Genomic DNA, 15,014 nt, shown 5'->3' with positions numbered 1-15,014 from the left:
AGGCTAACTGCGTACCACAGGTGTATCCACCAAATGTTCTGCCAGAAACCAAACTTGCGTCTCATTGGTTCGCAGGACTTGGCTCACTAACAAATCGTTAGTGCTACTATCTTGATTCGCTGCTGTTTTATCGATCGCTAATCTCAATTCCTCAATAATCTGCTCGTGGGCTTCTAGTAACCGCGACAACATCACGGGTACTTCCTCAACGCCGTTGGGCGGACGCTTAATCTTAGTGACTTCTGCTACATGACGCGGGTCAGCGATCGCCACGCCTCCCAGAGTTTGTACTCGTTCACCTAGTGCATCAATTAACTCAATTTGTTCGCTGGCGTGTTTGTCGAGCAACAGATGCAGTTGATAAAACGTATGTCCGCGCATCAACCAGTGATGTTTCTTGTAAAGGTGATAGAGAATAATCGTATCTGCCAAAATTTGATTGACTAAAACACAGCTTTCGCTGCGGGTACTAGTGTTGAGAACAATTGGCAAATCACGAAGAGTACCATACTGCTGAATTTCATATCCATGTTGATGCAGTAAGGGTTGACTGCGATCGACTTCAGTGATAGCTGTATTTTGAGTCGCCACGATCGAATCTCCTAGAGTCAATAATTAGGTATGTTCTATTTGTATGTACCGAGAAACTGCTTCTCTTAAAGATTGGGATTACTTCACAGAGCCGTGCTTGCTGCTTCAATCACTTTGGCAACCTCTTTTGGATGAGAGATAAAAGGAACATGACTGGAGTTAACTTCGGTTGTCTTAGCACCAATCCGTTTAGCCATAAATCGTTGAAGTTCAGGGTTGATGGCGCGATCGCTTTGAGTCACGATAAACCAGGAAGGAATCGTTTTCCAGGCGATTTCATTCACTGATTGCTCAAAGGCTGCGCTGGCGATCGGCTTTTGGGTTGCTGCCATCACTCGCGCCTCAGCCTTTGATACGTCCTGGGCAAAAAATTCGTGAAACTTCTCGCGATCGACATAGAGAAAGTTTGCCGCATCAGACACGATCGCTGTACTAATCGGAGGTGCTGCGTACCTTTTATTGAGATCGCTCGTCTTTTCACCAACATCTGGTGCGAAAGCATTAACATAAACCAGAGCTTTCACCTGTGGATTGCCAGCTGCTGCACCCGTAATCACATTTCCAGCATAAGAATGTCCAACTACTACAACAGAACCTTTTTGATTATTAATCGCCCGCTTTGTCGTTGCTACATCATCAGCAAGCGAGGTGAGGGGAATCTGCACAGCAGTGACTCTGTAGCCATCTTGCTCTAACAAGGGAATAACGTGTTGCCATGATGTACCGTCAGCATAAGCCCCATGAACGAGAACGATCGCAGGTTTAGAGTTGGACGCTTGAGGTAATTCCTTGGAGGTGGCTGGTGTTGAATGCATTGATATTCCAACAACAACACTTAATGCAAATAACCACAGCAACAATTTTTGAACTTTTTTCCATGTAAAAAGCATCATGGCGATCGCCTCTGTATTCTTACTAAATTGCTGAAATCTCTGATTCTTGTCGTTAATCATTTGCAGCAACAATGGCTGCCATTATCTGCTCAACAGTCCAGCGATTAAGATAGCGAATTCCATTAATAAATAAAGCGGGCGCGGCCTCCACTCCACTTCGCAGTCCACCTTCGATATCCGCATCGATCCGATCGACATACGTTCCTCTGGATAAATCCTGCAAAAATTGAGAAATATCAAGTCCTAAACGATTCGCGTACTCTACTAGATAGCCATTCTCTAACTCTTGTTGATGAATGAACAATATCTCATGCATTTGCCAAAACTGCCCTTGAGCCGCAGCGGCTTCGGCGGCTTCGGCGGCTCGTCGAGCATGGGGATGAATCTGTACCTGAGGAAAATGACGGAAGATAAAACCTAAATTGTTTTCTCCAAACGAAACCTTCAATTGCTGTTGAGCAACTTTAATCAATCGATAGACGTTGGCACTTTGAAAACATTCATAATCTCCATACATGACGAAGACTACAGCAGCATTCAGTACACCTTGAATATGATCCTGGGTTGAAGGCAGAACGAATAAAGAAATATAATGATTGCGGTCGTAAGTCATGTTTCGGTTTGTATTAAGCAAACTTAAGCCTTACAACCCAACTGCGCTAACGTTGCTATGGATTTAATATAGACAATTGACCCTCTGTTGTCGTCCACTCTAGGTTGGCATTTTTATACAATCGAGTGATGGATTAACCCGTCCAGCTTCCAGTGGAAGGTTGTCTCCAACTTTAGTTGGAATTTGGATACCAACTTGAGTACAGCTTACAAACTGACAATTCCACGCTTAACAGCAGTAATCACGGCTTGTGTGCGATCGCTCACGCCCAGTTTGCTCAAAATCCGATTTACATGGGATTTGACGGTACTTTCACCAATATTCAAAACAGTGCCAATTTCTTGATTACCCTTTCCTTGTGCCATCAAACGCAGCACTTCCAACTCTCGTTCGCTGAGTTCTGGATTGCTCATTCGCTGCAATAATTTTGCGCCCACTTCTGGCGGAATGTATTTCTGGCCATTATGAATGGCGCGAATCGCATTTAAAAGCTCGCTAGGTTTAGCATCTTTCAGCAGATAGCCTTGAGCGCCTGCCTGCAAGCCGCGATAGATATCTTCATCGCCATCGTAGGTTGTAAGTACCGCGATTCGAGCCTGCTTAAATTCAGCACAAATCGCCATAATGGCTTCCACCCCTCCCATTTTGGGCATTCGTAAATCCATTAGCGTGACATCAGGTTGGTATTCTCGAAACGCAGCGATCGCCTGTTGCCCATCTTCAGCTTGAGCGATAACTGTCATTTCTGGATCGCGATTAATGATGGTTGCTAGACCTTTTCTGACTATGGCATGGTCGTCAACAATCAGCACTCGAATCGTAGTGGATTGGCTCATTGTAATTCTCCCACTCGATTGATAGTAACAATAATTTCTGTTCCCTGTCCCGGTTGGCTTTGAATTGTTAGTTGTGCGCCAATGCGCTCTGCCCGTTCGCTCATTCCTAATAAGCCAAACCCACCACTAAAAGGAGTGCTACCTACTCCAAAGCCCCTGCCATCGTCTTTAACCCGTAAGATACACTGTGTTTCGTTGTACGCCAACTCAACCCGAATTTCGCCAGCACAAGCGTATTTAATCGCATTGGTTAATGCTTCCTGCCCAATTCTTAGTAAGTTATTCTCCACTTCGGTTGGTAAGGAATATGCTATACCTTGAGTTTCGCAAATCACAGCCGTGTCAGTCGTTGCTCGCATTTGAGCCACAATCCGATGCAGGGCACTCTCTAAATTACCTTCTTCTAGTAGCCGCGGACGGAGTGCTGCTACGGATCGCCTTGCCCCTGCTAGCCCAGCGCGTGCTAGTTCCTCAATCATTTCCAGATGTACTTGGGTTGCTTGGGGGTCATCTGCCAGCACTTGTGTTGCTGCTCCAACCTGAAGCAGAATACCTGTGAAAGATTGAGCTAATGTATCATGAATTTCTCGCGCCATTCGGTTGCGTTCTTCTAAGATAGAAGTGTGTTCAGCTCGTTTACGATCGCTAATGTCTGTCATGAGACTGTAGAAACCTCTTACCTGAGCATTGTCATCGAAATCAGGAATAAAGGTGGCGCTGATGCACCGCTTATCATCCGGAAAAGGGATTTCTGCTTCTAGAGGGACAGTTTGCCCTGCAAACACCCGATCAATATACGGCTCAACCCGTTGATAAACCGCCTCACCAAGCAGTTGACGAACAGGGTTGCCCAAAATTTGATCGCGGCTACGTTTAAACCAGACCTCATAGGTATGGTTGATGAATTGATAACAGCGATTGGCATCGACGTAGCTAATCAGAACGGGTAGAGCGTCGGCAATCAGTCGTAATTCCTGCTCCTGTAAGCGAAGTTCCTCGTAGACACCGCGTAGCTCTGCTTCGTTTGCCTGCAATGCTGTCGTTCGTTGGGCAACTTGTTGCTCTAGGGTGCGATTGTATTCTGCTAAAAGCTTCTCTGCTTGTTTGCGTTCGGTGATGTCTTGAAAGGCTGCGATCGCATACAGAATGTTGCCAGACTCATCAAAAATTGGAGTTCCCCAACTTTCGATTGGAATGATGCGATTCCCCTGGTGAATTTCGATATCATCCACACTGCCCTGTTCGCCGTTTAGTGCTCGCCTAATCATCAGTTGTTCGGTTGGGTAGAGGCGATCGGTTCCTGCCACATAGAGTTGATAGACCTCTGCAATTTGCTCTGGGGTGACAGACGGCAGCACGCTCTTGCCCAAGAGTTGGATTGCCTTCTGATTCGCGTAATAAGGGCGACCTGTTGCGTCCATAACCACAATTCCTACCGGAACAGACTCTAAAATTTTCTGGAGGCGGGTTTCACTTTGGGCGAGGGTCTGGTTTAAAGACTGCATTTTAGCAAATGCGATTTGAAGCTGCTGTGCCATCTGGTTGAAAGATCGAGCCAGTTCGCCCAAATCGCCCGATCGCTCAATTTCTAACGTCTGCTTCCATTCGCCGCGAGTCAGTGCCTTTGCCGATTGACTAACGTTGACGATCGGTTCAGTAATCCAGCGGGCAGTCAAAATGCAGATAATCATGCCAAGTAACAAAGTTACAACGCAAAGTAGAATAGTTGCGTGAATGTCTTGATTAATTTGCGCCATGAAATCTGATTCGGGCAATACTGTGATAATTAGCCAGTTTAGCCCGCGAATATCCTGGAATGGCATGACCTGAACCAACTGCCGCTTGCCGTCCAGGTTAAAGTCAAGCTGTTCCGCAGACTGGATCTGCTGCAAATCGCCAAAATGGTCGCGCAAATAGGCAGCAGTGGCTCGCACAGTGGGATTGTGGCTCTTAATTGCAAGCAACTGAGTAGAATTAGCCTCGCTACTCATAATCGCCTCTGCGGTTGAGGTCGCAACCAGTCGTCCCGATCGCTCTACAATAAAGGCGATGCCTGTCTTGCCGATTTGCAGGCTTGCCAAAAAACGGCTCATCTCATTAGGCAGAAATACATCGGTGGCACAGACTCCCAACAGCGATCGATCGGCAGTGCTATAGACAGGCGTACTGGCGGTGATCGTTGGCAACTGGCTAGCAAAGTCGGCATAGATTCCACTCCAGATTGGTTCGCCTGCCGTCACTGCTGCTTTATACCAAGGACGAACCCGCGCATCGAAGGCTTTGTTGCCTTGACTGATTAACTGGCCTCGCTGACCATTGCGATCGAGGCTGTAGCCGTAGAGTTTGCGATCTGTAGCACCATTACTCGACCGCAGTTCAATTGAGCGATCGGCAGGGCTACGTCGCACTCCTAGAAGAGAACCTTTGCGATCGCCACAGTAGATATCACTCACCATTGGATAAATCTGAATTTGCTGCCAGAGTGGAAACTCACCTTTGACTGCGCTAGGGTCAATTTTTCCCTGAGCGAAGGTGCTGGCATTGAGCCGATTGATGTTATGGGGTATCTCGGTATAGGTTTGTAGTTTGCCTTCGATCCGGTTCGTCAGTTCGCGCCGCAGTTGACTGGCGAGATCGTTGATGGCTTCCTGTCTATTTTTGAAGGAAAAATACCCCACTAAGCCGACTGTCACCAAAGTTTGCAGCACAAACGGCACAATCAAAACCGTCTGCAATGGCACCGTTCTGGAAACTTGAGCTACAACTTGCTTGAGAAGACTGCTCATCAATCAGACTCCTCATTTACGGCAGTTCGCGCGCGTTAGTCCATTTATGGGGAAAATACTAGCGGTTTGCCAACCCAAAAATGCTGGGTGAGGGCGGGGTAAAGGGCAAGGGGTAAAGGGTAAGGGATTTAAAACCTTTCCCCTTTTTCCTTTCCCCTTTCCCCCGCCAAGTGAACTTGGCGAACTACTAGCCATGAGCAGCTCCAACGATCGCAATAAGTAGCGGCTCAAGCTCTAAAGCGTTTCTATAACGCACACCATTGATAAATAAAGCTGGAGTGCTAATTACCCCACTATGCATTCCGCTGGCAATGTCTCTATTGATGCGATCGACATGCACTTTTTGGGCAATGTCTCGAATAAACTGAGTTACATCAAGCCCTAAATTGTCAGCGTATTCTGCTAAATACCCATCTTCTAGCTGTTGCTGATGCTTCAATAACATCTCGTGCATCTGCCAAAACTGCCCTTGTGTTGCTGCTGCTTCTGTCGCTGCTGCTGCCTTTTGAGCTTGAGGATGGATTTGAGGTTGAGGAAAATGTCGGAATACAAAGCATAGAGAATCTCTCCCGAATAAGGTCGCCTCAAGCTGGCGTTGAATTGCCTGAATTGAGGTATAAAGTTCGCTACATTGGGAACACTGATAATCCCCATACTCAACAAGCACAACGCGAGCATTCAACGATCCTTGTCGATGGTCTTGCTCAGAAGGAAGTACAACTAATTGATTGCGCTCTGCTTCGCAGTTACCGCAAGAGGCGCCGGGTGTGTCGTCAGGAATAACATCGCCCATTCTAAACCCTCATTTTAAATCTTTGAGGAAAAGAGATTCATCGCGTGCGCTCTGAAATTTCTTCCCTTCAAGCCTATAATCGTTTGTATGAGTTTAATGTATGAGACTTGCTTAGGCTTGTCGTCAATTCAGGGTCTGTATTTTAATCAACAAAATGATTGAGGATGAGTCAATTTGAGGGAGTAGAACGAATCAAACCTGAGTTTGATTGCCTCACCGAAGAAGCAGAGGGGCAGGGGGCAGGGAGCAGGGGGAGCAAGAGAAAGTCCCAGAGCCGTGGAGCGGAGCGGAACATGGGTATCAAGCCCCCCTTCTTGGCACTCTTACCGGGGCGGAGTACAAGCTCCGTCTCAGTTTTCCCCCTTGCCTCCTGCTCCCCTGCCTCTTTTGACAGACTAAAATATGATGGTTAATATCATGTCCGCCTAATTAGTATCTCATTCCCGCATCTGTGCAAAAATCAGGAAAACCTCTTTCCCCCTGCCCCCTGCGGTCTTAATGATAAGTCTTTAACCGGACATGATATAACCCAGGCAGAAGTACCATCTTTGCTTTTACAAGCTAGCAATTCCGCGTTTCAACGCAATAATGGCTGCCTGAGTGCGATCTTTGACATCTAGCTTGCTTAAAATTCGGTTGATATGAGTCTTCACTGTACTTTCACTAATATTTAGAGCAGTGCTAATTTCCTGGTTGTTCATTCCCTGTCCGACTAACTGGAGAACTTCTAACTCACGATCGCTCAGTTCTGGAGCAGTCATTCGCTGGACTAGCTTGGCAGCCACGTTGGGGGGAATATACTGTTGTCCCCTGGTCACTGTCCGAATTGCTGTCAATAGTTCCTCTGGCTCAGAATCCTTCAGTAAATACCCCTTTGCCCCGGCTCGCAATCCTTGATAAATCTCTTCATCGGTGTCATACGTGGTCAGCACAATAATTCGGGCATTGGGAAACTGATTGCAAATAACTGTAATCGCCTGAACACCTCCCATCTCAGGCATCCGTAAATCCATCAAAGTCACATCAGGTTGCTGTTGCTGAAAAACTGCGATCGCCTCATGCCCATTTCGCCCCTGACCAACAATGACAATATCTGGAGCCTCCTCTAACATTCCGATCAAACCCTGGCGGACAACAGGATGATCGTCCACAACCAGAACGCGAATGCTACCGGGCTGATTCATACTAACTTAGCCCCCGATGAATAGATACCACGATCTCTGTCCCTTGCTCTAAGTCACTTTGAATCTTTAATTCAGCTCTAATGCGTTCAGCCCGTTCTGCCATCCCCAGTAGACCAAAGCCATTCCGCATCGCCTGGTTTTCTACATTAAATCCCTGCCCATCGTCTTTAATTCGCAAGCTGCATTGGGTCGGTTCATAGATCAGTTCAATGTGGATTTCACTTGCACTAGCATATTTTATTGCATTTGTCAAAGCTTCCTGCCCAATCCGAAACAGATTATTTTCCAGATCGGAGGATAGGGGATAGGGTATACCCATGACTTCGTAGACGATTTGGGTGGCGATGGAGGAATCTAATTGAGCAGCAAGACGGCTTAAGGCATCCTGTAAGTTACTGCTCTCTAAAAGGTATGGGCGGTGTAATGCCTCTACTGAACGACGTGCCTCCGCAAGCCCAGAACGGGCTAAGTCGAGGATTTGAGTGAGGAGAGTTTGCGCTTTTTCTGGGTCTGCCGTTACTTTATTGGAGGCAGAGCGAGCATGAATGATAATACCTGTAAACGCTTGGGCTAAAGTGTCGTGAATTTCCCGTGCCATGTGATTGCGCTCTTCTAGAATGGAGGCTTCTTCGGCTCGTTTGCGATCGGTGATATCTCTTGCTAGCCAAATGACAGAATGTTCTGAGATGGGCGAGATGCGAGTTGCAAACCAGGTTTTCCACCCTCCCACAATCGAGCTATACTCAATCGTTAGGGGCTGCTGAGTGCTTAATGCTTGCCGAATACAGCCAAGAAATGTATCGGCTTGCGATCGCTCAAAAATTTCGGAAAATGTTCGACCCACCTGTTCGTCAATCGGGTTAGATAATTTCTCTGACTCAAGCAGGGTTGCTCTCAAAATCCGCCCTTGTGCATTTACTACCAAAAGCGGATCGGGCATTGCACAAAAGAGCGCCCGAAGTTCTGCTTCGGAGGCTTGCAACGCTTCTTCTGCCTGTTTGCGTCTAATTCCTAATGCAATCTCGCGGGCTGAAAACTCCAACGCCTCAAAGTTGGACGACGGAATGGGATGTCGAGTAAACATCGCTATAACTCCAACAAGCTGTTCATCCAGCAGTATCGGATAGCCCGCAAATGCCACCATACCTTCTCGTTTTGCCCATTCTTTATCAATGGATGATTCATCAAACACATTGTTAATCAATAGAGGACGGCGTTCCTGAGCAATTTGTCCAACTTTGACGCTACCTACAGGAATTCGACTGTACTCACCGTCAAGACGGGTATACATCCCCGCACTGGCTTGTAACTCCAAAACATTCTTGTCTTTATTTAGCGTCCAAATCCGAGCAAATGCCGCATTAAAGTGCTTAACAACGGCTTGGACACAGCGATGCAGCATCAAGGGCAAACTAGCACTTTGAGCCAAGGCACTATCCACATCGGCGCGAAAATCGGAGAGGATTGCCTGTTCCCGAAATTGAGCCTCGGACTGACGCAACACTTCTTCTGCTTGTTTGCGTTCGCTAATATCTGTCATGATACTGTAGAAGCCTCTTACCTGAGCATTGTCATCGAAATCAGGGATCAAGGTCGCGCTGATGCACCGCCGATCGTCCGGAAAAGGGATCTCTGTTTCTAGAGATACCGTTTGCCCTGCAAACACCCGATTAATGTACGGCTCAACTCGTTGATAAACCGCCTCACCGAGCAGTTGGCGAACAGGGTTGCCCAAAATTTCATCGCGGCTACGGTTAAACCAGACCTCATAAGTATGGTTGATGAATTGATAACATCGATTGGCATCTACATAGCTAATCAGAACTGGTAGAGCGTTGGCAATCAGTCGTAATTCCTGTTCGCGATGGCGCAATTCCGCTTCACTTTGCTCTAAAGCTGCCGTTCGTTGGGCTACTTGTTGCTCTAGGGTACGATTGTAATTGGCTAAGAGATGTTCGGTTTGTTTGCGCTTAGTGATATCTTGAAAGGCTACAATTGCGTAAGCAACGTTCCCATGTTCGTCAAAGACTGGCGTTCCCCATGCCTCAATGGGAATAATAGTCTCGCCTTGGTGAATCTCTAAATCATCCGTTCTTGTACGTTCGCCTTTTAACGCTCGGACGATTGGCATATCCTCAGGGGAACAGTTTCGATCCGTTCCAGCCAGGTAAACTTGATAAACCTCTGCAAGACGATCTGATGTCGCGTTAGGATCGACGCCTTTACCCATCAGATCAATTCCCTGCTGATTGACATAGTAAGGGCGACCAGTCGCATCCAAGACCCCAATTCCCACTGGAACCGCTTCTAGAAATTGATTTATCTGATTTTTGCCGTCGCGTAGTTTCGAGTAGAGTTTGGCATTTTCAATTGCGATCGCTGCTTGAGTAGAAAGTAGATTCAGAACTTGCGATCGCGTAGCGTCTCCTAATGCCTCCGGCACGCTTGCGCGAACGGAGACTCGCTCTGGTGTAAATACTCCAGTTGCTAATTGATTTTCCAGATACAACACGCCAACAAGTTTACTTTGATTCAATAGCGGCAAACAAAGAAGTGATTTCGTTTGGTTCTGCTGAATATATGGCTCATTGATAAAATGACCTTCATGAGTTGCATCATTTAATATGACAGATTCATGAGTACGGATAACATAATTAATAATTGATTCAGGTAAATGATTTGCAATTGGGAGCGATTGCAACACTTGCGTAGCATATACCTTCTCATCGTCATTGAGTTCGCAATAAGCTTCGATCGCCCATTTTCCTGAGTTTTCCAAAATCAAAAATCCAGTTTGTGCTCCCGCGTTTTCAATTAAAATTTGCATTAGAGAACTAAGCAATCGCTCCAATTCAATCTCACTCGAAATTGCTTGAGCTGCTTTCATCACCGTTGCTAAGTCGAGAGCAATATGTGAGGTATTTGAGGTAGTTACAGCCGTGGTGCGAATTGGTGTAGAAACTACGTTAGACAACTGAGGAAATAGTTGAGGATAACGAGTTTCTAAATCTTTAACCTTTGCCATTGCTCCCCAGCGTTTATAGCAATAGTGAGCTTCTTTCATGTATGTTTGGGCAAACTTTTCTCTACCACGAGCTAAGTAATGTTTGGCGGCTAATTCATAGGCTAATGCTTCTTCTTGAAGATACTCGTTGTCCTTGGCTCCTTGAATGGCTTGTTCATAGAACTCCTCGGCTTCAAGAACTTGCCCTAAGACTCGTGCTTTCTCTGCCTCAACGAGATGAAACTTGTGTAAAAAATTTTCTGGACAGCTATCCGACCATGCTTTCAAGCGCTCCTGATTTAATCGGATCTGTTCCAGAGCATGACTTTGTTCTGCTTGAGATAGACCGGAATACAGATTGAGTAGAATCAGAGAACCATAGTAGAAATAACCACTATAGGTTGTAAACCCGACGATAGAATTTAGGATCTTCCCCGCTTCAACGAAATAATGGCAGCCTTGCTCAAAATCTGCTGTTAAACAGGAAAGATGCATTCTGAGGATGTAATAAAGACAAATTGAAAACCGTATTTGTGAGGTTTCACCCCGATGAACTATTTTTTCTGTCTCCCTGAGCAATTGCTCGTGTTCCTGTGCCGCTTGCCCTAAAGCAAGTTTTGCGATAAAAAATTTAGCTCCAGCCAGTGCCACCTTCGCAAGCTCGTCCTGAATCTGCTTTGCCACCAACTGATATTTTTCGTTGTCTTCTGCAACGGTTGTTAAATTTTCTCCTTGAAATAAGCGATTAAAAATATTACCGACTACGTTATAGGCTGCAAATTGAACGTCTCCCGACTCCATGCTTGCCAGAAAACCTTTGTAATTGATCGTGGCCGCCCCTGCTATAGGCTTTGACCAAACTTGAATAAAGCTTCCAAACAACATCTGTGCCTTACACTGCTGAGATTTACTGTTTAGTTTGTAGCTAAGTTGTACCGCTAAATCTGCACACTCATAGCCTCGTTGGTATTGCCCTTCCATCAAACCTAAAAGAAGTCCATAGTTTGCATAAGCCTTAATAGACTCAGCAATATTTCCATGTTCAATGGAAAGACGAACTACTCTTAAACTGACAAAGCAGTAAAGTTCAATATTAGCCGTAATGTAGGTTGGTATATCTACAGCAATTAGCAATTTAATCATTGCTCGGATGACTTGATCGCTCACTGTCGGTAAAATTAAAAGTGAGGAAATTGAGCGATTTTCTAAGCTTTTGGCAACAGCAGCAAACTCTTCCCGGACGAGTTCTGGCAAATTTTTGCCCTTAATCTCAATCCCCAGCTCATGCAATCCGATTAGACCTGTTTGAACTGCTTTCTCACATTCGCCTTGTAGGGTATATTGAGTTATTTGAAATACACGAATATCTGCGCGATCGACAGCAGAAGAAATGTGTTCTAAAGCAACCTTGGTTGTGGCGCTTAATTGCTCATAGCTAGCATTGCTCAACTGTGCTGTGCAGAGAGTCCGATACAGGTGGAACATCAAGTCGTACTGACTCATCCAAGCCTCCTCTTTGAGCAAGCCAATGCCAGTCTCAAGATACCGAATCGCAGCTTCATAGGCAGTAGAGGCGATGGCTTTTTGAGCGGCAGCCAAGTTGAGTCGTGCTAGTTTCTCTTTTTCATCTTTCTGTGTCAAAAGGGATTGACCATAGTTGATGTGGTTGACAATATCAAAAAGTTTTTCACTTTGTTCGACCTCAGACAGCTTGTTCAGCAGGAGTTGTCCAATGCAGTAGTGCGTTACTTGCTTTTGATCCTCAGAAATCAAAGCATAGGCGGCTTGCTGTACTCGGTCATGCAAGAACTTATACTCTTGAACTAACAAGTCTTCGTCTAATTCAGACAGGGTTTGAATGAATCCTTCTTGTATCGCTGGTAGTAAATCCTGAAAAACCGTTTTGGGTGATTTCTCACACACGATCGCTAACGTCTCTAAATCAAATTCAGCTCCGATACAAGCGGCTAAACGGAGAATTTGCTGGGTTTTTTCTGGTAGTTTCTTTAACTTTAAGAGCAGCAACTCCACAACATTATTAGTGATATTTTGGGTTTGAAGTTGAGCAATGTTCCACTGCCACCCCCCTTTACTTCCCCCCTTGGTAAGGGGAGCCAGTGCGTTGGGCGGCTCTGCCGACTTGTTCGCTCTTAGCGTTCCCGCAGGGTAGCATCTGGCGTGGGATTGAGGGGGGTCAAAGGTCAGCAGATTTTCGCTATACAGCATCCTCAAAAATTCACTGACAAAGAAAGGATTGCCCTCGGTTTTACGCAGCACCAACTCAGCAAAGGAACGAACAGTGTCCACATCTCGATGTAGCGTTTCGGCAATCAACTGACTCAATGGCAAGAGCGTTAAAGGTGCCAGGATCATCTCTTGAAGCACTGCCCCTTTTTTTTGCAGCCTCTCTAGCGTTAAGAGCAGTGGATGCGTTGGAGTCACTTCATTGTCTCGATAGGCTCCAATCAAAAACAGGAATTGATTTTGCTCATCCAGCAGCATCAACTCGATTAACTTCAGCGTCGCGGAGTCAATCCATTGCAAATCATCTAAGAAGATCGCTAGCGGATGCTCCTTGGAACAAAACACTCGGATAAACTGCTCAAAGACGCGATTGAAACGATTCTGAGCTTCCGCAGCTTCCACTTCTAAGACAGGCGGCTGCTTGCCCACAATCAATTCCACTTCAGGGATGACATCAACGATCAGTTGTCCATTGCTGCTCAACCCTGCAAGTAGGCGCGATCGCCACTGTTGTACATACTCGTCTGGTTCACTAAGTAATTGCCGTACCAATTTTTGCAGGGCAACCGCGATCGCACTGTAGGGAATATTGCGCTGAAATTGATCGAATTTCCCCCAGATAAAATAGCCACGCTTTTGGGTGATTGGTTTATAAATTTCCTGCACTAACGCAGATTTACCAATGCCAGCGTAGCCAGATACCAACATCATCTCAACTTGGAATTTTGATTTGCCTGCTTGTTGGATTTGTGAAGTTGTTTCTGAATTGTTTGGTAAAGCAGCAACAGGATTTGATTCTGGACACGCTACGCGATCAAACGCCGCCAGTAACATTGCAACTTCCTTATCCCGCCCATACAGTTTTTGGGGAATTTGAAAGCGATCGCAAACGTCTTGAAGCGCCAGTTGAATGCTAGAGATTTGACCGATTTCTGCTAATTGTTCAGCACACATTTCTAAATCCGCTTTGATGCCCCAGGCACTTTGATAGCGATTTTCAGCATTTTTCGCCATCAATTTGAGAATGATATCTGAAACTGGCTTGGGAATCGTTGTATTTATTTCATTAGGCGGAATAGGATTTTTGGCAATATGACAATGGACTAGCCCCAGCACATCTGTGGTGGAAAATGGTAGTTGTCCGGCGAGCAGTTCGTAAAATGTCGCACCAAGCGAGTAAAAATCGGTGCGGTAATCGAGCAAACGGTTCATCCGCCCGGTTTGCTCTGGAGATAGGTATGCGAGTGTGCCTTCTAAAATATGAGGACTTTTGAAAGTCGGATTTGTGCGGTTAAATTGGGTGGCAATTCCAAAGTCAATAATTTTGATAACGCCAGTATCCAGATTGAGAACTATGTTTCCAGGGTTGATATCTTTATGAATGACATTGGCTGCGTGGATTCTGCCTAGAATATCGGTGAGGGCGATCGCCAGACTTAAAAATTGGGATAAGGGCATAGGGCAAAACATATCTGGGCGCTTGTGCATCCATTGCTCTAGGGACTCTCCCCCAAAATCTTCTAAGATAATCACCAGAGTGCGTTGATACTCTTGCTGGCTGTATGCCTTCACTACTCCTTCCAAGTTGAGGGAACGGGTAATTTTATATTCCTGTCTGTAGCGGGTCAGTTCTTGAGGTGAGGGATAATCTTGCTTGAGTATTTTTACCACGATCCCTACTCCATCGTCTCTGATGCCGCGATAAACTAGAGAATTAGAACTTTCGTATATCTTCTCTTGGATGGCAATACCAGGTAGAGCAATCATAGAGCAACTCTTGAGAGGATAATCTGGCATAACTCAAACTATACACCAATTCTGTTAGAGCTTGTCCCTGTTGTAGAGCAAGTAAAACAGAATCCTTGCTGAGATTATTCCAGTACTGTGCATAACCGTAGAACTCAATCACTTGTCCTTTAGCAAGCCATAACAGATTACCCGAAGAGGTAATCACTTGAGTTTTGCATAATTGAGCAGATTTACATTGGGAGGCTAGGGTTCTCCAAATTTATACTCTCCTTACCAAATCAAGCTTTTGGTTTGAACCTGTAGGCTTAACTGCACTGTATT

General features: G+C 45.8%; 8 protein-coding genes and 1 pseudogene. All 9 read right to left on the bottom strand.

The features are described from left to right. Positions 1 to 3: 3 nt before the first annotated feature. Positions 4 to 591, bottom strand: coding sequence for a Dps family protein (locus NSTC731_RS26430; RefSeq protein WP_445627542.1), 588 nt, complete (start codon positions 589 to 591; stop codon positions 4 to 6). Positions 592 to 674: 83 nt separating this feature from the next. Next, entirely contained in the window at positions 675 to 1,544 is an 870-nt protein-coding gene (locus tag NSTC731_RS26425) for an alpha/beta fold hydrolase (RefSeq protein WP_445627541.1), read from the bottom strand. After that, on the bottom strand, positions 1,537 to 2,097 hold the full coding sequence (locus tag NSTC731_RS26420; RefSeq protein ID WP_445627540.1) for a DsbA family protein: 561 nt from the start codon (positions 2,095 to 2,097) through the stop codon (positions 1,537 to 1,539). Before NSTC731_RS26420 ends, NSTC731_RS26425 begins: the two co-directional genes overlap by 8 nt. A 206-nt stretch (positions 2,098 to 2,303) precedes the next feature. Beyond that, positions 2,304 to 2,933 carry a response regulator gene (locus NSTC731_RS26415; RefSeq protein ID WP_445627539.1) on the bottom strand — a complete coding sequence of 210 codons (630 nt, stop codon included), beginning with the start codon at positions 2,931 to 2,933 and terminating at the stop codon, positions 2,304 to 2,306. Next, positions 2,930 to 5,719: a PAS domain-containing protein gene (locus tag NSTC731_RS26410; RefSeq protein ID WP_445627538.1), complete on the bottom strand. Its 2,790-nt coding sequence runs from the start codon at positions 5,717 to 5,719 to the stop codon at positions 2,930 to 2,932. Before NSTC731_RS26410 ends, NSTC731_RS26415 begins: the two co-directional genes overlap by 4 nt. A 187-nt stretch (positions 5,720 to 5,906) precedes the next feature. After that, the gene (locus tag NSTC731_RS26405) at positions 5,907 to 6,512 is read right to left on the bottom strand and encodes a DsbA family protein (RefSeq protein WP_445627537.1); all 606 of its coding nucleotides are present in this window, start codon (positions 6,510 to 6,512) and stop codon (positions 5,907 to 5,909) included. A gap of 554 nt (positions 6,513 to 7,066) precedes the next feature. Next, positions 7,067 to 7,696 carry a response regulator gene (locus tag NSTC731_RS26400; RefSeq protein WP_445627536.1) on the bottom strand — a complete coding sequence of 210 codons (630 nt, stop codon included), beginning with the start codon at positions 7,694 to 7,696 and terminating at the stop codon, positions 7,067 to 7,069. 1 nt (position 7,697) lies between these two features. Beyond that, positions 7,698 to 14,711: a PAS domain-containing protein gene (locus NSTC731_RS26395; protein ID WP_445627535.1), complete on the bottom strand. Its 7,014-nt coding sequence runs from the start codon at positions 14,709 to 14,711 to the stop codon at positions 7,698 to 7,700. Between the two features lie 52 nt (positions 14,712 to 14,763). Next, a pseudogene (locus tag NSTC731_RS26390) lies at positions 14,764 to 14,952 on the bottom strand (hypothetical protein); the annotation flags it as partial. Positions 14,953 to 15,014 lie beyond the last annotated feature (62 nt).

Source organism: Nostoc sp. DSM 114167, assembly GCF_052692655.1.
This window is presented reverse-complemented; position numbering and strand designations above follow the sequence as displayed.

Coding starts and splice junctions, on each gene's coding strand:
- NSTC731_RS26405 (WP_445627537.1), bottom strand. CDS start 6,512: ATGGGCGATGTTATTCCTGACGACACACCCGGCGCCTCTTGCGGTAAC.
- NSTC731_RS26410 (WP_445627538.1), bottom strand. CDS start 5,719: ATGAGCAGTCTTCTCAAGCAAGTTGTAGCTCAAGTTTCCAGAACGGTG.
- NSTC731_RS26395 (WP_445627535.1), bottom strand. CDS start 14,711: ATGATTGCTCTACCTGGTATTGCCATCCAAGAGAAGATATACGAAAGT.
- NSTC731_RS26400 (WP_445627536.1), bottom strand. CDS start 7,696: ATGAATCAGCCCGGTAGCATTCGCGTTCTGGTTGTGGACGATCATCCT.
- NSTC731_RS26415 (WP_445627539.1), bottom strand. CDS start 2,933: ATGAGCCAATCCACTACGATTCGAGTGCTGATTGTTGACGACCATGCC.
- NSTC731_RS26425 (WP_445627541.1), bottom strand. CDS start 1,544: ATGATTAACGACAAGAATCAGAGATTTCAGCAATTTAGTAAGAATACA.
- NSTC731_RS26420 (WP_445627540.1), bottom strand. CDS start 2,097: ATGACTTACGACCGCAATCATTATATTTCTTTATTCGTTCTGCCTTCA.